This window comes from Chryseobacterium sp. DT-167 (assembly GCF_058310155.1).
The window spans coordinates 213,563-230,226 of the sequence record NZ_JBZEEQ010000002.1 but is presented as its reverse complement, the minus strand read 5'-3'; the positions used below and the strand labels follow the sequence as shown (position 1 = coordinate 230,226).

At 35.1% G+C, this 16,664-nt stretch carries 19 protein-coding genes; 6 read left to right on the top strand and 13 right to left on the bottom strand.

Annotated features, from left to right (window positions below):
• Positions 1–14 precede the first annotated feature (14 nt).
• From AC4FQ5_RS03490 to AC4FQ5_RS03450, 9 genes are all read right to left on the bottom strand, one after another.
• Positions 15–407, bottom strand: coding sequence for a hypothetical protein (locus AC4FQ5_RS03490; RefSeq protein ID WP_491141112.1), 393 nt, complete (start codon positions 405–407; stop codon positions 15–17).
• 18 nt (positions 408–425) lie between these two features.
• Entirely contained in the window at positions 426–1,829 is a 1,404-nt protein-coding gene (locus tag AC4FQ5_RS03485; RefSeq protein WP_491141111.1) for a nucleoside recognition domain-containing protein, read from the bottom strand.
• 173 nt (positions 1,830–2,002) lie between these two features.
• Complete coding sequence (locus AC4FQ5_RS03480; RefSeq protein ID WP_491141110.1) at positions 2,003–2,515, bottom strand: DUF6973 domain-containing protein; 513 nt, start codon at positions 2,513–2,515, stop codon at positions 2,003–2,005.
• Positions 2,516–2,569: 54 nt separating this feature from the next.
• A complete protein-coding gene (gene accD / locus AC4FQ5_RS03475; protein ID WP_491141109.1) occupies positions 2,570–3,424 on the bottom strand; it encodes an acetyl-CoA carboxylase, carboxyltransferase subunit beta in 855 nt (284 codons plus the stop codon).
• Positions 3,425–3,498: 74 nt separating this feature from the next.
• Positions 3,499–4,569, bottom strand: coding sequence for a class II fructose-bisphosphate aldolase (fbaA, locus tag AC4FQ5_RS03470; protein ID WP_491141108.1), 1,071 nt, complete (start codon positions 4,567–4,569; stop codon positions 3,499–3,501).
• Positions 4,570–4,639: 70 nt separating this feature from the next.
• A complete protein-coding gene (locus AC4FQ5_RS03465; RefSeq protein ID WP_491141107.1) occupies positions 4,640–5,506 on the bottom strand; it encodes an NAD kinase in 867 nt (288 codons plus the stop codon).
• A gap of 1 nt (position 5,507) precedes the next feature.
• Positions 5,508–6,158 carry a CBS domain-containing protein gene (locus tag AC4FQ5_RS03460; protein ID WP_491141106.1) on the bottom strand — a complete coding sequence of 217 codons (651 nt, stop codon included), beginning with the start codon at positions 6,156–6,158 and terminating at the stop codon, positions 5,508–5,510.
• A 184-nt stretch (positions 6,159–6,342) separates the two neighbouring features.
• Positions 6,343–6,873: an RNA methyltransferase gene (locus tag AC4FQ5_RS03455; protein WP_491141105.1), complete on the bottom strand. Its 531-nt coding sequence runs from the start codon at positions 6,871–6,873 to the stop codon at positions 6,343–6,345.
• 71 nt (positions 6,874–6,944) lie between these two features.
• Positions 6,945–7,817, bottom strand: coding sequence for a bestrophin family protein (locus tag AC4FQ5_RS03450; RefSeq protein ID WP_491141104.1), 873 nt, complete (start codon positions 7,815–7,817; stop codon positions 6,945–6,947).
• A gap of 201 nt (positions 7,818–8,018) precedes the next feature.
• Here AC4FQ5_RS03450 and AC4FQ5_RS03445 point away from each other — a divergent pair, with 201 nt between their 5' ends.
• Positions 8,019–8,897: a cupin-like domain-containing protein gene (locus AC4FQ5_RS03445; protein ID WP_491141103.1), complete on the top strand. Its 879-nt coding sequence runs from the start codon at positions 8,019–8,021 to the stop codon at positions 8,895–8,897.
• A gap of 44 nt (positions 8,898–8,941) precedes the next feature.
• Here AC4FQ5_RS03445 and AC4FQ5_RS03440 read toward each other — a convergent pair whose 3' ends face one another.
• Entirely contained in the window at positions 8,942–9,487 is a 546-nt protein-coding gene (locus AC4FQ5_RS03440) for a toxin-antitoxin system YwqK family antitoxin (protein ID WP_491141102.1), read from the bottom strand.
• Positions 9,488–9,547: 60 nt separating this feature from the next.
• On the opposite strand from AC4FQ5_RS03440, the gene AC4FQ5_RS03435 reads away from it, so the two are divergent.
• Positions 9,548–10,150, top strand: a complete 603-nt coding sequence (locus tag AC4FQ5_RS03435; RefSeq protein WP_491141101.1) for a hypothetical protein — start codon at positions 9,548–9,550, stop codon at positions 10,148–10,150.
• A 61-nt stretch (positions 10,151–10,211) separates the two neighbouring features.
• On the top strand, positions 10,212–12,800 hold the full coding sequence (gene mutS, locus AC4FQ5_RS03430; RefSeq protein ID WP_491141100.1) for a DNA mismatch repair protein MutS: 2,589 nt from the start codon (positions 10,212–10,214) through the stop codon (positions 12,798–12,800).
• Here the strand turns inward: mutS and AC4FQ5_RS03425 are convergent, their stop codons facing one another.
• Positions 12,801–13,244 carry an energy transducer TonB gene (locus tag AC4FQ5_RS03425; protein ID WP_491141099.1) on the bottom strand — a complete coding sequence of 148 codons (444 nt, stop codon included), beginning with the start codon at positions 13,242–13,244 and terminating at the stop codon, positions 12,801–12,803.
• A gap of 195 nt (positions 13,245–13,439) precedes the next feature.
• Between AC4FQ5_RS03425 and AC4FQ5_RS03420 the strand changes: the two genes are divergently transcribed.
• The 3 genes from AC4FQ5_RS03420 (at position 13,440) to AC4FQ5_RS03410 (ending at position 15,084) form a co-directional block, all read left to right on the top strand.
• Entirely contained in the window at positions 13,440–13,928 is a 489-nt protein-coding gene (locus AC4FQ5_RS03420) for a TlpA family protein disulfide reductase (RefSeq protein WP_491141098.1), read from the top strand.
• Between the two features lie 6 nt (positions 13,929–13,934).
• The gene (locus AC4FQ5_RS03415; protein WP_491141097.1) at positions 13,935–14,582 is read left to right on the top strand and encodes a thioredoxin family protein; all 648 of its coding nucleotides are present in this window, start codon (positions 13,935–13,937) and stop codon (positions 14,580–14,582) included.
• A gap of 94 nt (positions 14,583–14,676) precedes the next feature.
• Positions 14,677–15,084 carry a ribosomal maturation YjgA family protein gene (locus AC4FQ5_RS03410; protein ID WP_491141096.1) on the top strand — a complete coding sequence of 136 codons (408 nt, stop codon included), beginning with the start codon at positions 14,677–14,679 and terminating at the stop codon, positions 15,082–15,084.
• Between the two features lie 3 nt (positions 15,085–15,087).
• On the opposite strand, the gene AC4FQ5_RS03405 is transcribed toward AC4FQ5_RS03410, so the two are convergent.
• Together AC4FQ5_RS03405 and AC4FQ5_RS03400 are read right to left on the bottom strand one after the other, a co-directional pair.
• A complete protein-coding gene (locus tag AC4FQ5_RS03405) occupies positions 15,088–16,005 on the bottom strand; it encodes a YARHG domain-containing protein (RefSeq protein WP_491141095.1) in 918 nt (305 codons plus the stop codon).
• A gap of 5 nt (positions 16,006–16,010) precedes the next feature.
• A complete protein-coding gene (locus AC4FQ5_RS03400) occupies positions 16,011–16,649 on the bottom strand; it encodes a DUF2306 domain-containing protein (RefSeq protein WP_491141094.1) in 639 nt (212 codons plus the stop codon).
• Positions 16,650–16,664 lie beyond the last annotated feature (15 nt).

Genomic DNA, 16,664 nt, shown 5'->3' with positions numbered 1-16,664 from the left:
AAAAGCACTTTATTTTATTCAAGTGCTTTTTTTATTTCATTGATTCTATTGATAATGGGAAGTGCGAAAATTCCGCTGGTTTGAAGGTATAATTGATAAAAAACGATGGCTTTTTCTGAAAAATCTTTGTTTTCAGTTTCCTTTGCTTTCGCATAAAAAAGATGACCTAAAAGTTCAAAATACGGAACATGATGATTGCTTTCTTTTTCATGAATTGATTGTGTAATTTCTTCAGCAGATTTTGAAGAAAGTTCATCAAAACTCATCTTAAAAGTGTCGTTCATATTGGTGTCGAAAATTCTTTGCTGATCGGAAATTTTTTCTTCATTTTCACCTAAAATTCTTTTAGTAAGAAATTCAGAAAATTGTTTTACAATACGAAGAATGTAGTCTTTATCGTGTATCATATTTTTTTATTTTTAAATTTAAGCAAAAAACAAATATGCCAATCCAATTGCAGTAATCACACCCACCAAATCAGCCAAAAGCATGGCAATTACCGTGTATCTCGTATTCTTCACGGCTACAGCTCCGAAATAGATAGCAATCACGTAAAACGTCGTATCTGAGCTTCCCTGAAGAACGGCTGCCAATTTCCCTTGAAAACTATCTGCGCCGAAAGTCGCCATGGTATCAACCATCATTCCTCTTGCTCCTGAACCGGATAAAGGTTTGATTAAAGCGGTTGGAAGTCCGTCTACAAAACGTGCATCGAGATTTGCGGAATAAGCTACCCACTTCATCCCGTCAATTATCACATCAAAAACTCCTGAAGTTCTTAGTAAAGAGATTGCGATCAGCATTCCAACCAAATATGGAATAATTTTTACACACGTCCAGAAACCTTCTTTTGCACCTTCGATAAACGCATCGAAAACATTGATTTTTTTATAAACCGCTCCAAGAACAATCGCTACGAAAATGAATAAAATCAACCCGTTACTTAAAACCTTACTGAAATCATCGAGTTCATTTTTACTCAATTGAACCAAATAAACAACCAGAAGTGCAATCAATGCTGAAATTCCGCCTACATATGCAAGAACAATTGGTTTTAAAAGATTGATTTTTTGATATAACGAAACGATAATCATGGCTGCTAAAGTTGCCGCAAATGTCGCAATCATACACGGAAGGAAAATGTCGGTCGGTGTTTTTGATCCCATTGAAGCTCTGATTGCAATAATAGAAACGGGAATCAAAGTCATACCACCTGCATGAAGACAGAGAAACATAATCTGAGAATTACTCGCAGTATCTTTATTCGGATTTAAGGTCTGTAAGCTCTCCATTGCTTTTAAACCAAACGGAGTTGCCGCATTATCTAATCCCAAAAGATTGGCACTGAAATTCATCAGCATATGTCCGAAAGCAGGATGATTCTTAGGAATTTCAGGAAATAGCTTGGAGAAAAAAGGCTGAATAAATCGACTGAGTAAATTTATTCCGCCAGCTTTCTCTGCAATACTCATGAATCCCATGAAGAGCGTCATGATCCCGATCAAACCGATACATATTTTTACGGCAGTTTCTGAGGTACCAATTACGCCGTCTGCTTCCTGAACACGATAAACCGTTACATTCTGTTTTAAAGAATCGGTTTTGTAATGAATTCTACTGTCTGCAAAATCATTTTTTTTCATCAAACTGTCTCGGATAATAGGAGAGAGGGCGCTTGTTTTTTGTGTTGCAATCTGCACAGTATCACCACCTTTTCCAACAACCATATCATTGAAAATAGTTTTGTAGTGGCTTGACGAAATGTATTTTATACTTGCAATGGCAATGGCGATGATAATGAAAGCCGACCAAATTCTGCTGAGAACCATTTGATTAAATTAATTGTTTAAACTTAGTTAAAAAATACTATAAACTGCAAAAATTTAGAAAGGAAGAGTGAATAAGCAATCATGTTGTCATTCCGTAGGAATCTAGACTGTTTACTTTAAAAGAAAATTGTGCTGAGATTCCTGCAGAATGACAAACTATGCGAATAAAAAAGTTACTTTTCATCCAGATAAACCAACTCTCCTTCAAAATCATCCTCCAAGTTCTTCAAAATCTTTGCATTGGCTGTTTTCTTTTTCAATTCTTCAATAAAGAAGTTTTTTTCAAAAAACTGACGATGAATTCCCGGTAAAAGTTCCATGAAATAATCCATCCCGATTTTATTGTTGTGAAGATCCATTTTGGTTTCCAAAGGCTCATTGGGAAACAATTCTTCATGAAGGTCTGTGATTTTTTTGCAGAAATCTAATGCTTTTTCGGGCGAGGAAATTTTACAGCAATACATCATGATCAGACAACACCAAAGCGAATGTCTGAAAGCATTACCTTCACCGTTTTTGGATGCCGTTTTCGGATATAATTTCTGTGCGATAGAAAAAGCTTTTACTGTCGCATAGAAACTTAATACCGAAAACAGAGGATGAGGTAAAACAGCAGATAAGAGTTTAAGAATTTTCTTAAAACTCATGCTTCTGATGGTATTAAAAATTACTTTGAAAGTCCTCATAAAATAAAAATCTCTCCCGAAATAGAGAGAGATTGTATGCTTTTAGTTTAGATTTTACGCTTTTACGGTCAATAGATTCACTGTTTTAGAAACAATCTCTTTGATCTCAGTTCTTTTCACAATAAAATCTACGAAACCTTTTTCCTGAAGGAATTCTGATGTCTGGAAACCTTCCGGCAAATCTCTACCGATGGTTTCACGGATCACTCTTGGTCCTGCAAATCCGATCAAAGCTTTTGGTTCAGCCATGATGATGTCTGCAGTCATCGCAAAAGATGCAGTAATTCCGCCAAAAGTTGGGTCACAAAGATAAGCGATATATAAAAGCCCCGCTTCTGAAAGCTGAGCCAGTTTTGCCTGAACTTTTGCCAACTGCATCAGAGAATAGGTTGCTTCCTGCATTCTTGCGCCTCCGGATTGACAAATAATCATGTATGGAAGTCTTTTTTCAATACAGTAATCAATCGCTCTTCTGATTTTTTCACCCATCACAGAACCCAAAGATCCTCCGATGAAAGCAAAATCCATACAGGAAACTACCATTTCGGTTCCGTTTACGGTTCCTACTGCGTTTCTGATAGAGTCAGTCAGTTTTGTTTTAGCTTTTACCTCTTTCAGACGGTCTGTGTACGATTTTGTATCTTTAAAACTAAGGATGTCAATACTTTCAACATTCGCATCCAGCTCTTTGAATTTTCCTTCGTCAAAAAGGATGTCAAAAAATTCGGCACTTCCAATCCTTACATGAAATCCGTCTTCAGGAGAAACATAATTGTTTTTCTTAAGTTCTTCGTGTTCCACAACTTTTCCTGACGGAGTCTGATGCCAAAGTCCTTTTGGTACATCTTTTTTCTCGTCAGTAGAAGTGGTAATATTTTGTGCTTTTCTTTTAAACCAGTCGAATGCCATTTATGAAATTTTAGATTTTAGATTTCGGATTTTAGATTAAAACAATTTAAAATCTATAACCCGAAATTTATAATTTATTTAAGCGTATTTACGTTATTTAAATCCTCAAATGCTCTTACCAATCTTTTAGAGAAAGTTTCTTCACCTTTTCTTACCCAAACTCTTGGGTCATAGAATTTTTTGTTAGGCTTTTCTTCTCCTTCAGGATTTCCGATCTGAGTTCTCAGATATTCTACGTTATCTACCATGTAATCTCTGATTCCCTCTGTATAAGCGAACTGAAGATCGGTATCAATATTCATCTTAATTACCCCATAATCAATCGCTTCTCTGATTTCTTCTAAAGTAGAACCTGAACCACCGTGGAATACGAAATTGATCGGCTTATCAGCAGTCCCGAATTTCTCCTGAACAAATTTCTGAGAATTATCCAGAATTTTTGGAGTCAAAACTACGTTTCCTGATTTGTAAACTCCGTGTACATTTCCGAAAGCTGCTGCGATAGTGAAATTGTCAGAAATTGCTTTCAGTTTTTCGTAAGTGTAAGCTACGTCTTCAGGTTGAGTATATAATTTAGAATTGTCGATATCAGAGTTGTCAACACCATCTTCTTCTCCTCCTGTTACCCCGATCTCAACTTCTAAAGTCATCTGCATTTTTGCCATTCTTTCAAAATATTCAGCGGAAATCTCAAGGTTTTCTTCCAAAGATTCTTCAGAAAGGTCAAGCATATGAGAAGAATAAAGAGATTTTCCTGTCTGCTTGAAGAATTCTTCGTTAGCTTCCATCAAGCCGTCGATCCAAGGCAACAATTTTTTTGCAGCATGATCGGTATGTAAAATTACTGTTGCTCCATAAGCTTCAGCAAGGGTATGAATATGTCTTGCTCCTGAGATACCACCTAAAATAGCTGATTTCTGAGCGTCATTGCTTAGTCCTTTTCCAGCGTTGAAAGATGCTCTACCGTTAGAAAACTGAATGATGACAGGTGAGTTTAATTTTGCTGCAGTTTCCATTACTGCGTTGACGTTGCTCGAACCAATTACGTTCACTGCAGGCAATGCAAATTTATTTTCTTTTGCATACTGAAAAATATCTGTAACTAACTGACCTGTGGCAACTCCTGCCGGGAAAATTCTGCTCATGTTTTACTTTATTATTATATTAGGATGTTTTTTGAAAATTCTTGTAAAGATAATCAATTTTGAGAAATTACTAATTTCTTTTATCTCGTCCCCAAAGTAGCTTTTGGCGGATGGTTTCGTAGAAACTTAAATTATTTGGCTGTACCAACAGCAGCTGGAAACTTGCTCTTCTGATCACAATTTCTTTATCCGTTTCGATATGAATTAATCTTGAATCCAGTGAAAGGGAATACTGTGGAACTCGGCTTTCTACTTTAAATTTAATTTCTACTTTATCGTTGACAACCAAAGGTCTTACATTCAGGTTGTGCGGTGCAATCGGTGTGATGACAAAGTTTTCGTTGTTCGGAGAAATGATGGGTCCTCCACAGCTTAAAGAATAAGCCGTAGAACCTGTGGGTGTAGAAACAATCACGCCGTCACCCCAGAAAACATTCAGAAATTCATTATTGATATAAGAATCTACCGTCACCATTGAGGTGGTTTCTTTTCTTGAAATCGTCACATCATTTAAAGCGTACGGGAAAAATTCGTCAGATTTTGGTGAAACAACTTCGATCACTGATCTCCGGCTGGTCTTCACATCCCCTTTCAAAATAGAATCAAGTTCTTTAAAGGCTTCTTCTTTGGTAAAACTTGCCAAAAAACCAAGTCTTCCGGTGTTGACGCCTACAACGGGAATTTCAAGATCTTCAATGAAAGTCAATGAGTTGACAATCGTTCCGTCGCCTCCAAATGTGAAAAAAAGATCAACTTCTTTGTCGATGAGATCCTGTTTATTGCTAAAAGTCTCAAATATTTTTGAAAATTGAAGAGCTTCAGCCATTTCGCCAAACAAAACAGATTTTACGCCTCTGCTTTCCAGTTCAGAAATAAATTTGCTTAAATATAAAAAAGTATCAAGATCTTTTTTCTGAGAATATATGGCTGCCTTCATATTATATTTCGATAAATTTTTGTAAAAAACCTAAACGGTCTTTGAAAAGGTCTGTTTTCTCATCAGAATAATATTTTTCTACGATTCTGTAATCATAACGGTCAAAAGTAGCATCAATGGAAGCTAAGTTTTCGTTGCTGATTTTAATAGTGATGTGGATAAACTCATCTGACATGAAACTGATAAATCCTCCATAAAACTTAGAATTATTGCTCTCAACGATGTTGGCAATTTCGGTCATAGAATATTTTCTTGCCGGAGTTTCTATCGTAAGGATTGCGCCGGTTTCCGAAAACAGAGGGTATTTTGAAAAGGTCTGAAAAACATCATCACAACAGATATATCCCAGATATTTTTCACTTTTATTGATTACCGGGATCACATTGGCATTGAATGTATAAAACAATCGGATGCTGTCCATGATATTATTATCTTCAAGAATGGCAAAACGCTCGATCTGATGTTCGAGATTCTTCAGGGTTCCTTCTTCCTCGTAAAGAAATTCTTTGGCGATGGCTCCGTAAAAGTGGTGAGATTTTTTGATGAAAATATGCGTATATCCAAATGCTTCTAGGGTTTCTCTAGCTGATTCGATAGAGTCAGTCAGATGAAAACACGGAAAATCTTTCGAGATATAGTCCTTGATAAACATTGTGCTAATTTATAAAATTTTAAACGAAACCTTTCTCTAAAAATCAAGTTATTTTCATGAAAAACGAAAAAAAAGATTTAAAAATTTGTTTGTATAAAAATTTAAAGTATCTTTGTCGCCTTTCATTTTTACTTTTTATTAGATTTATTTCAAACTGCACTGTCTTTTGACAGACGCAGTTTTTTTATTTCAGGGCTTTTGCAAACTCCCACATTACAATTCCACCGCATACACTTACATTTAAAGAATGCTTCGTTCCAAGCTGCGGAATTTCAATAAAAGAATCAATATTCTGCAAAGCTTCATCGCTGATTCCTTCTACTTCGTTTCCTAAAATCACAGCATATTTTTTTGAGCTGTCAATCTTAAAATCAGTAATCATTATGCTGTTGGTGGTCTGTTCGATTCCCACGATATCAAATCCCTGACTTTTTAGATCATTGATGGTGATATTAATATCTGCTTCGTGCGACCAGTCTACACTTTCTGTTGCGCCTAAAGCCGCTTTGTGAATTTCGCGGTGTGGCGGTTGCGGCGTGATTCCGCATAGAATAATTTTCTGAACCAAAAATGCATCTGCCGTTCTGAAAGTCGCACCCACATTGTGCATACTTCTGATATTATCTAAAACAACCACCAACGGAATTTTCTCAACTTTTTTAAAAGTTTCTACATCAATTCTGTTGAGTTCTTCCAGTTTTAATTTATTTACCAAAATTTATTTATTTCTTATTACAATTTACGAATTCTTCTTTATGAACGGATTTAAAACATAGTCATTTATTTTTACCCCATGATCTGATATACATTTTTCTCAATATTCTGAGCAATTGTTTCCATCGGAATGTCATTTTCATCATTATTAAAAGGGTCTTCAATTTCTTCAGCAATCAATTCCAGACTCATCAAAACGTAATATACAAAAACCGTAAGCGGAATCATGAACAATCCTAAGTTGATGACATAGGCTATTGGTAGAGCCACCACATAAAGAATGATGAATTTCTTGATAAATGACGAATATGAATAAGGAATAGGAGTGTTTTTTATTCTTTCACACCCTCCGCAAACATCCAGAAAACCGGAAATCTGTGTATCTAAATACAGCATTTCGGTATCAGAAATTTTTCCTTCTTTTTTTAATTGATATAATTTATGAGTGAGAAGAATCACCAAGTCTGTCGGACCGTGATCTTTCAGAGATTTTTCGATTTCAGAATAATCTTCATCTAAGGCAAGTCTTGTTGATTCCTGCGAAAGATGTTTGGCTAAAAAATGCGGGAAATATTTCAAATAGCGGGCAATCTGGTTTGCAGATTGTCTGTCATCTGTAAGAATTGTATTGATTTTTACTGCGAAATTTCTCGTATCATTCACCAGTTTTCCCCAAAGTTTTCTTCCTTCCCACCATCTGTCATAAGCGGTATTTGTCCTGAAGACCAGTAGTAAAGACAAAACAAATCCTAATAAAGAATGGATAAGTCCGACATTACTGACTTTAGATTTTGCGGTTAAATGAAGATATTCAACTTCCAGATACAGGATTCCGTAAGAATAAACTGCCATCAAGACCATCGTTGGAAAAAGAATTTTCAGCGTATCACTTTTGTGTAAGCTGACCAATATTTTCAGGAAATTTTTGGTGTTGTAAACCCTCATGGCTGATTCGCTTTTTGCAAAGATAAAATATTCAGATTATTATTGTTCTTAGAAAGTTTTAATAAAACTTAATTGAGGGCTTTAAGCGGGCATTGCTTGTTTTTTTAAGTTTAAGAAAGATCTATGTGAATTAATTCATTCATAAAATTTCAGTAAAATTCAAAAAAACACTATTTTTATTTCGCATTAAATTACAAACTTATGATTCTCGAAAACGTAGATGTTGTCAATGATATCAGTAAAGAAGATTTTCAGGAAAATTATTTCAAAAAACAGAAGCCGCTCCTGATCAAAAACTACGCAAGCCGATGGGAAGCATTTGGAAAATGGAATTTTGATTTCATTAAAGAAAAAGCCGGCGAACAGGAAGTTCCTTTGTACGATAATAAGCCTGCGGATGCTAAAAAAAGTTCAGATGCACCGGTTACCAAAATGAAAATGAAGGATTATATTGACACGATAAGATCTAAACCTTCTGATCTGCGTATTTTCTTTTATATCATTACCGACCGGCTTCCGGAGTTACTCAAGAATTTCACCTATCCCGATTTGGGAATAAAGTTTTTTAAAAGACTTCCTACTTTATTTTTTGGCGGAAGTGATGCGCATGTCCTGATGCATTACGATGTGGATCTGGGAGATTTTATGCATTTTCATTTTGAAGGAAAGAAAAGAATTCTTTTGTTTGATCAGAAACAGTCGAAGTTTTTATATAAAGTTCCGTTGTCGGTTCATACGGTTTATGATATTGACTACGAAAACCCTGATTATGAAAAATTTCCGGCTTTAAAATATGCAAAAGGGATCGAGATTTTCATGGAACATGGTGATGCGCTTTTCATTCCCGGAGCATTCTGGCATTTCAACAGATATCTGGAACCCGGTTTTTCAATGTCGCTCAGAGCTTTACCGAATAAGCCAAAAGTTTTTGCCAATATGCTGTATCACGTTTTTATTATGAGATATACGGATAAGATTTTACGCAAATTATTTAAAGCTGAATGGGTTGATTATAAACAAAAGTGGGCGTATGAAAAAGCAACTGAAGCTTTGGAAAAGCACAATAAAAAGAAGAATTGAATCAGGGAATATTTGAATTTGCAATTTCCTGTTTCAGTTCACGACTATTTTGCAGAAATCAGTTTCCCATTTCTGTATATTTCTATTTTGTCCAGCGTTCCGTCTTGTTTGTAGGTTTTTCTTTCTCCTTCACGTTTTCCTTCTACAATATTTACCTCGGCAAATAATTTTCCGTTTTTATGAAAACCCTGCCATCTTCCGGTTGCAGCACCGTTTTTATAAAATCCTTTTTCTTCTACTTGTCCTGTGGGGTAGTAGAAAATATTTTCTCCTTCTAGCTTGCTCAAATTATTTTTATATAAAAAAGTTTCCATAGAGCTCATACTGCCGTCTTCTCTATAATAAGTCCATTTTTTATTTTTAAAACCTCTTTTGTATTCTCCTTCTGCTTTTTTCACTTCATTGGGATAGTAGTATGTGGTATGTCCTTCAAGTTTCCCATTATCCCAGTTAGATATTTCTTTGAGCTTTCCGTCGTTATAAAAAAACTTACAGGTACCCTCTTGCAAACCATTTTTAAATCCGCAAGGCTTGTTTTGGCAGGCGTAAAATGACGATATTAAAATAAAGGCGAATGTTATTTTTTTCATCAGAGTATTTTTTAATCTTCAAATTTACTATTTTAGTGGATAAAATATAAATAAAGCACAATGAGAACAAGTTTTTTTTTAATCATCTTCCTATTCACGGGAATTTTTTCTTTTGCACAAAAAGACACTTACTATCCACAGACTTTCTTCGACAAAAAACAGGCTCAGGAAATGATTTCTTACGGAAAAGCCACTATTGAAGGGGTAGCTTCTACCAAGCAGAAAAACGTATACGGTTTTAAAGCACCATTAGCCAAAAAGCAATATGCACGAGAAGGTACTGTGGTTATGCTTTTTCCGTGCACAGAGTATTTTAATGAATGGTACAAATTGAGAAGTAAAAAGGAAAACAGAAAAACACAGGTTTTAATGTCTGAAGATGCTTTCAAATATAGAATAGAAGCAACAACTGACGCTTATGGAAGATTCAAATTTGAAAAAATGAAACCCGGAAAATATTATTTAGAAGCAATTGTAAATTTTACAGCAACATGTTCTTACAGGCAGCAAACAGCAACTGAAACAGGCTATAATGCTTATGGACAGGCACTTTATTCTACGCCTGTGTACAGCACATTTTTCTATAATTATGATTCTGCAAACAGAGAAAGTAAATTTGTAGAAATCAAGGAAGACGGGCAACTTTTAGAAATAAAACTTTAAGAGATTCCACAAAACTTTGAAAGCCTAAATTTAATACATAAATTTGGGCTTTAATTTTTATATGGCAAAAGCGACGAAGAAAGAGACCCCGTTAATGACGCAGTACAACACCATCAAGGCGAAATATCCTGATGCGCTTTTACTTTTCAGAGTTGGGGATTTCTACGAAACTTTCGGGCAGGATGCCGTGAGAACTTCCCAGATTTTGGGCATTGTCTTGACGAAAAGAGCCAATGGTGACGGACATATCGAATTGGCGGGTTTTCCGCATCATTCGGTGGATTCTTATTTACCTAAATTGGTAAGAGCCGGAATTCGCGTTGCCATTTGCGATCAGTTGGAAGATCCGAAAACCGTCAAAGGAATTGTAAAACGTGGAGTAACTGAATTGGTAACGCCCGGAGTTACATTCAGCGATCAGGTTTTGACTTCCAAAAAGAACAACTTCCTGCTTTCTCTCCATAAAGAAAAAGAAAAATACGGAATTGCTTTGGTTGATGTTTCCACAGGAGAATTTTTGGTAAGTGAAGGAAATTTAGACAAAATCTTACACATCATCAATACATTTGATCCAAGTGAAATTATTTACCAGAGAAGTGTACAAATTCCGGATCAGCTGAAAAACAGGAATGTTTTTAAACTCGAAGACTGGGCATATCAATACAATTTTGCTTACGAAAAATTAACGAATCAATTCAGAACCAATTCATTAAAAGGTTTTGGTGTTGAAAATTTACCTTTGGCAATTACGGCTGCAGGAGCCATTTTCGCTTATCTTGTTGAAGATACCCATCACAAATTACTGGCGCACATCACCAAAATTCAGATTATCCCGCAGGAAGATTATCTGATGATGGATCATTTTACGCTGAGAAATCTTGAAATAGTATATCCAAGCAATCCAAAAGGAAAATCTTTGCTTGATATTATCGATAAAACTTCCACACCAATGGGCGGAAGATTATTGAGAAGAAGAATTATTCTTCCTTTAAAATCTGTTGAAGAAATCGGAAGACGACTTTCTTTAATTGACTTCTTAAACGAAAATGATCAGCTTAAATATGAAATTTCCCAATTACTGAGAGCGATTTCAGATTTAGACCGACTGATGGGAAAACTGGCGGCAGAAAAGATCTCACCAAAAGAATTGGGATATTTGCGTCAAAGTTTGATCAATATTCAGAAAATTAAAGGCTTGCTTCATCCACATGCCGATGTTTTAGCCTGGTTGGAACCATTAAATTCTCTAGATGAATTAATTGAATTGCTTGAAAATCATTTGAATGAAGAACTCCCGGTAAATCTTGCGAAAGGAAATGTCATCAAACAAAATATTTCTGAAGAACTCGACTATCTGAGAGGTTTACAAAATAAAGGTCGTGGCTTTCTTGACGAAATGTGTCAGCGTGAAGTTGAACGCACAGGAATTACCAGTCTGAAAATTGATTTTAATAATGTTTTCGGATATTTTATTGAAGTAAGAAACACTCATAAAGATAAAGTTCCGAGTGATTGGATCAGAAAGCAAACACTTGTGAATGCTGAAAGATACATCACGGAAGAATTAAAAGAATATGAAAGTCAGATTCTTGGTGCTGAAGAAAAAATCAGTGTTCTGGAAAATCAATTGTATCGAAAAGTCTGTTCGGATACGATGATTTATATGGACAGAATTCAGGAAAATTCGAATATCATTGCGCAGCTTGATGTTGCGGTTGGATTATCTGAGCTTGCGGTTTCTGAGAGTTACACAAAACCTGTTTTGAATGATGGTTTCGCCATCGATTTAAAAGAAGCAAGACACCCGATTATAGAAAATGCACTTCCTTTAGGTGAAAAATACATTCCGAATGACATTTTTTTAGATAAAGATTCTCAGCAGATCATTATGGTTACCGGACCCAACATGGCGGGTAAATCGGCGATTCTCCGTCAGACGGCAATTGTTTGCCTGATGGCGCAAATCGGAAGCTTTGTTCCTGCAAAACATGCCGAGATCGGAGTTTTAGATAAAATTTTTACAAGAGTTGGGGCAAGTGATAATATTTCAGCCGGAGAATCTACTTTTATGGTGGAAATGAACGAAGCTGCTTATATTTTAAATAATATTTCAGATCGCAGTTTAATTCTCTTAGACGAAATTGGTCGTGGAACTTCTACCTACGATGGTGTTTCTATAGCTTGGGCAATTGCTGAATACCTTCATCAACACCCAACGCAGGCAAAAACATTATTTGCAACGCATTATCACGAACTGAATGAAATGACCGTCAATTTTGATCGAATTAAAAATTTCCATGTTTCTATTCAGGAAAATAAAGGAAATATTATTTTTCTAAGAAAACTGATTCCTGGTGGAAGTGAGCACAGTTTCGGTATTCACGTTGCAAAGTTAGCCGGAATGCCGTCAAAAGTGGTCAACAGAGCCAATGATATTCTGAAAACGTTGGAAGCCAGTCGCTCACAAAGCGGTTCTTCTGAAAGCATCAAAAAAGTTACTGAAGAAAATATGCAGCTCTCATTTTTTCAGCTGGATGATCCTGTTTTAGAAAATATAAGAGAAGAACTGACTAAAATAGACATCAATACGTTGACGCCGATTGAAGCTTTAATGAAACTGAATTCGATTAAAAAAATGATTGGGAAGTAATTAAAACTTATTAGTCAAAGGAAAATACATCAGATAACGTACCGGTTCGCCATTGACGGTTGCGGGTTTCCAGCGGGCAAAAATTCTTTTTAAACCAAGTTCGGCGGCTTCTGCATGTTTTTTATTGGTTCCGACTGCTGCTACATTTCTTACATAACCATTTTTCTCAACGATGAAATAGAGCCGTGTATCTACTTTTTCTTTTATTTTCACATCCAAAGTTTCTATGCTTTCAAAATATTTTCTTTTAAAGGCTTTAATTCCACCTGGAAATTCCGGAACGGTATCTGCATTTGTGACTACGTCTTTCAGGCTCATCCTGGTCTGTACGACAGAATAATCAGGATAAGTTGTATTTTTCTGAATCACGGTTTTGGTTCCTGAAACCTGACAAAAAAGGGGATTGGTTAAAAACAATCCAAGCAATAAACAAGCTCTTTTCATTAATTTAATTCTTTATAATACTGATTCTGAAAAAGTTTCAGATATATAGCTATTCAGAAAATCAGCAAACATAATACCACAAATTACTATTATTTTGCGAAGTTTTGATGATGAAAAATTAAAACGATATATTTATTAACAAAGTTTAACAGATTGTCTTTCATGAAGTTGTTAATGCTTTTGCTAAATTTGAGAATGAAGAACTTTTTAGGATTTTTAATTTTACTGTTCGGATTGTCTTTCTACAATGCGCAGACACAGAATGATGTGATATTGGTAAATTATGAACAATTAGAAACGATGATTCAAAATAATAAAGATGAGCTTTTGGTAGTGAATTTCTGGTCAACAACCTGCGCTCCGTGTGTAAGAGAGCTTCCGGATTTTATGATCGTCAATGAAAAGTTTAAAAATAATCCGAAATTTAAAATGCTCTTGGTTTCATTAGATCGTGCAAAGGATAAAGAGAAAGTGATTCAGTTTATTAAAAAGAAAAACCTTACTGCTGAAGTGATTTTGCTGGATGACATCAAGCGGATGAATACCTGGATTCCGAGATTTGATAAAAATTGGGATGGAAATATTCCGGTAACAATATTCTATAAAAAGGGTGAAAAAATACATTTCAATGATGGCGAAATGAGTAAAGATGAACTTGAAAATACAATCAACAAAAATTTATAAAATAATATGAAAAGATTTAAAACATTATTGACCGCTTTTGTGATAGGCTTCAGCATAATGAGTTTTGCTCAAGCGGGAAAAGCTGCTTCAGAAGAAAAGGAAAATACCGATAAGAAAGGTTATGAGGTGGGAGACAGGGCAACTGATTTTCAGCTTAAAAATATTGATGGTAAAATGGTTTCGCTGAAGGATTTTAATGATGCAAAAGGTTTTATCGTTGTTTTTACGTGTAACCATTGCCCATACGCAAAGAGTTATGAAGAGAGAATCGTAGAACTAGACAAGACATATAAGCAGTATGGATATCCTGTGATTGCCATCAATCCGAATGATCCTAAAGTGCAGCCACAGGACGGTTTTAAGGAAATGATCACCAGAGCAAAAGAGAAAGGTTTTACTTTTCCTTATTTGGTAGATGAAGGACAAAAAATCTATCCTCAGTATGGGGCTACCAAAACCCCTCATGTATTTGTTTTGCAGAAGGAAGCTGATAAAAATGTTGTGAAATATATTGGTGCAATCGACAATAATTACGAAAATGCAGCTGAGGCAACTGAGCATTATGTGAAAGATGCAGTAGATGCTTTGATCAAAGGAGAACCCATAAAAACAACGAAAACTGTGGCAATCGGCTGTACAATCAAAAAGAAATAATATATTTGTAATAACACAATTCTCAATCGGGCAGGCTTTAGTCTGCTCTTTTTTTAGGCACAAAAAACAATGGCTTTAGCCAAAACTGAATAACATGAAATTTAAATTTAACCTAAAATATTTTCTTTTAACAATACTTCTTTTCTTAGTTGAGGTTTTAATTGCAACAGTTCTAAAGGATCAGTTTTTTATACGAGCTTATCTGGGAGACGTGATTGTGGTGATCTTGCTGTATACGTTTGTAAGAAGTTTTTTGATCATCAATGACGCCAAACTTATTCTTGGAATTTTTGTTTTTTCATGTCTGATAGAATTTGCCCAGTTTTTCAACATTGCAGAAAAATTAGGCTTCCAACCGGGAAGCCTGATGTATATCGTAATCGGAAATTCTTTCTCTTGGGTCGATATTTTATGTTATGCAGCTGGATGTTTGTTAGTATATCTTTTTGTGAAAATTAAATTTAATCAAAAAAATATGCGAGGTTCTACTAATCTGCAATAATGACTACCTTCCAAACTGGTCATATTTATCCTCTGCGTATTTGATAAAACGGTTCAGCAGAGCCACATTTTCTTTTTCCATCGGTGAAAGCTCACTGTCAACATTATTTGAAACCGGAATATACCAATCTGTCTGTTCAAAAAAGTGTCTGTAAGTTGCTTTTTTGAATGAATACCCATGTCTTGCAAAAACTGAATTCTTAATGATTTCCATATCCAGTTTTCGAAGATTCTTAAGATCTTTTTCTGTTAATCTCTGTTTAGAAGCATTAATTCTGAAAACGGCATCAGAAGCCACTCTGTTTTTAGAAGTAGTGTAAGTTTCTGTCTTTCCGGTTTCCTCATCGGTGTATTTTTCAACAAAATCTTTAGGATTTTCCCAGTCGATCAGATCATTATTTTCATTAAGCATGAAGTTTGGGTTGTACACAAACTCTTTTTTAATTAGTTTTAAAGTCTTATTGGGAGCTTTTACCGCTGATTTGTTGAATGCACTCCAGTTTCCGGTAAGGCTGTCATTGCTTAATCTGACTTCAAATCTCCCGTCTGTCTTATCATTTCCAGGTTCATCAAGAATAAATGATTTTGAAGATTCATTAAAGATTCCGCGAAATGGTCTTTGGTTTCCATCTACAATACTTTGTCCGTAGACGCTATCTCTTGTAATTCTATTGATTTTCAGGGCTATTCTTTTGTAAATGTCACCTTCATATTCTTCACCATCTTCGAATGTTATCATACCTTTCCCGGCAAAATCTCCCATATAAATTCCGTAAAATTCTTTATGAACTTCCGGCACAGTCACAGAATCATTTTTAGTGATCAGAGAATCTTCTGATGCTTTGGCAGTTGTTCCATCTTTTTTACAACCGGAAAGAATAAGGGTCAGCAGAGAAACAAAAGTAAATTTTAAAATTTTCATACGTTTTATAAGTGTTTTTTTGTGATTAAATATTCAATTAAAAGGATATTCGGAATCCAACCAAGCCATGCAATGATCTGATAAACATCCATCGGATTCGGTTGGAATAAATATACAATAAAAACTTTCCAAATTCTCAAAGTGATGGCAGAAACTGTAAATGCAAAACTCCTCCACATCCATTGCTTGTGTTGTTTAAATTTTGTCTGTCGGGCAAGTTGATATGCTTTATAAGTAGAAAACCACCACAAACAGCCTAAAATAACAAATGAAAGCTTAGATAAAAATCCACCATTTGCAAAAATCGCCATGTAAATTCCTGATGGTGCTGCGAGAAATAGAATCAGAAAAATATAAATTTTTCCAGCCGTTCGATGAAAATTTTTGAGTCCGAAATCTTTTCTGATTATTGCTAAAAACCCTGTAAATAAAACAAAAATGCTTGTGTAAACATGTGTATAGAAAAAATAAAGATATTCCGGTCTTTCAACAACTTCAGTTTGTTTGATCATTAAAAAACTGATATTGTTATCTGGAGGGATGTATTCTAAAGTGATTTTCAGCATGAGCCAAAAGAAATACCCGAATCCGATGATTAAAAGGATTTTAATTGTGTTCGAAATATTTTTTTTGACAGAAATCATTTATAAGATATATTT

What these genes read in the sequence shown, in the direction of transcription:
- accD (WP_491141109.1), bottom strand. Translation starts at nt 3,424, where the DNA reads ATGGCATTCGACTGGTTTAAAAGAAAAGCACAAAATATTACCACTTCT.
- AC4FQ5_RS03420 (WP_491141098.1), top strand. Translation starts at nt 13,440, where the DNA reads ATGAAGAACTTTTTAGGATTTTTAATTTTACTGTTCGGATTGTCTTTC.
- AC4FQ5_RS03480 (WP_491141110.1), bottom strand. Translation starts at nt 2,515, where the DNA reads ATGAGGACTTTCAAAGTAATTTTTAATACCATCAGAAGCATGAGTTTT.
- AC4FQ5_RS03405 (WP_491141095.1), bottom strand. Translation starts at nt 16,005, where the DNA reads ATGAAAATTTTAAAATTTACTTTTGTTTCTCTGCTGACCCTTATTCTT.
- AC4FQ5_RS03415 (WP_491141097.1), top strand. Translation starts at nt 13,935, where the DNA reads ATGAAAAGATTTAAAACATTATTGACCGCTTTTGTGATAGGCTTCAGC.
- AC4FQ5_RS03465 (WP_491141107.1), bottom strand. Translation starts at nt 5,506, where the DNA reads ATGAAGGCAGCCATATATTCTCAGAAAAAAGATCTTGATACTTTTTTA.
- AC4FQ5_RS03445 (WP_491141103.1), top strand. Translation starts at nt 8,019, where the DNA reads ATGATTCTCGAAAACGTAGATGTTGTCAATGATATCAGTAAAGAAGAT.
- AC4FQ5_RS03460 (WP_491141106.1), bottom strand. Translation starts at nt 6,158, where the DNA reads ATGTTTATCAAGGACTATATCTCGAAAGATTTTCCGTGTTTTCATCTG.
- AC4FQ5_RS03400 (WP_491141094.1), bottom strand. Translation starts at nt 16,649, where the DNA reads ATGATTTCTGTCAAAAAAAATATTTCGAACACAATTAAAATCCTTTTA.
- AC4FQ5_RS03485 (WP_491141111.1), bottom strand. Translation starts at nt 1,829, where the DNA reads ATGGTTCTCAGCAGAATTTGGTCGGCTTTCATTATCATCGCCATTGCC.
- fbaA (WP_491141108.1), bottom strand. Translation starts at nt 4,569, where the DNA reads ATGAGCAGAATTTTCCCGGCAGGAGTTGCCACAGGTCAGTTAGTTACA.
- AC4FQ5_RS03435 (WP_491141101.1), top strand. Translation starts at nt 9,548, where the DNA reads ATGAGAACAAGTTTTTTTTTAATCATCTTCCTATTCACGGGAATTTTT.
- AC4FQ5_RS03490 (WP_491141112.1), bottom strand. Translation starts at nt 407, where the DNA reads ATGATACACGATAAAGACTACATTCTTCGTATTGTAAAACAATTTTCT.
- AC4FQ5_RS03425 (WP_491141099.1), bottom strand. Translation starts at nt 13,244, where the DNA reads ATGAAAAGAGCTTGTTTATTGCTTGGATTGTTTTTAACCAATCCCCTT.
- mutS (WP_491141100.1), top strand. Translation starts at nt 10,212, where the DNA reads ATGGCAAAAGCGACGAAGAAAGAGACCCCGTTAATGACGCAGTACAAC.
- AC4FQ5_RS03450 (WP_491141104.1), bottom strand. Translation starts at nt 7,817, where the DNA reads ATGAGGGTTTACAACACCAAAAATTTCCTGAAAATATTGGTCAGCTTA.
- AC4FQ5_RS03440 (WP_491141102.1), bottom strand. Translation starts at nt 9,487, where the DNA reads ATGAAAAAAATAACATTCGCCTTTATTTTAATATCGTCATTTTACGCC.
- AC4FQ5_RS03410 (WP_491141096.1), top strand. Translation starts at nt 14,677, where the DNA reads ATGAAATTTAAATTTAACCTAAAATATTTTCTTTTAACAATACTTCTT.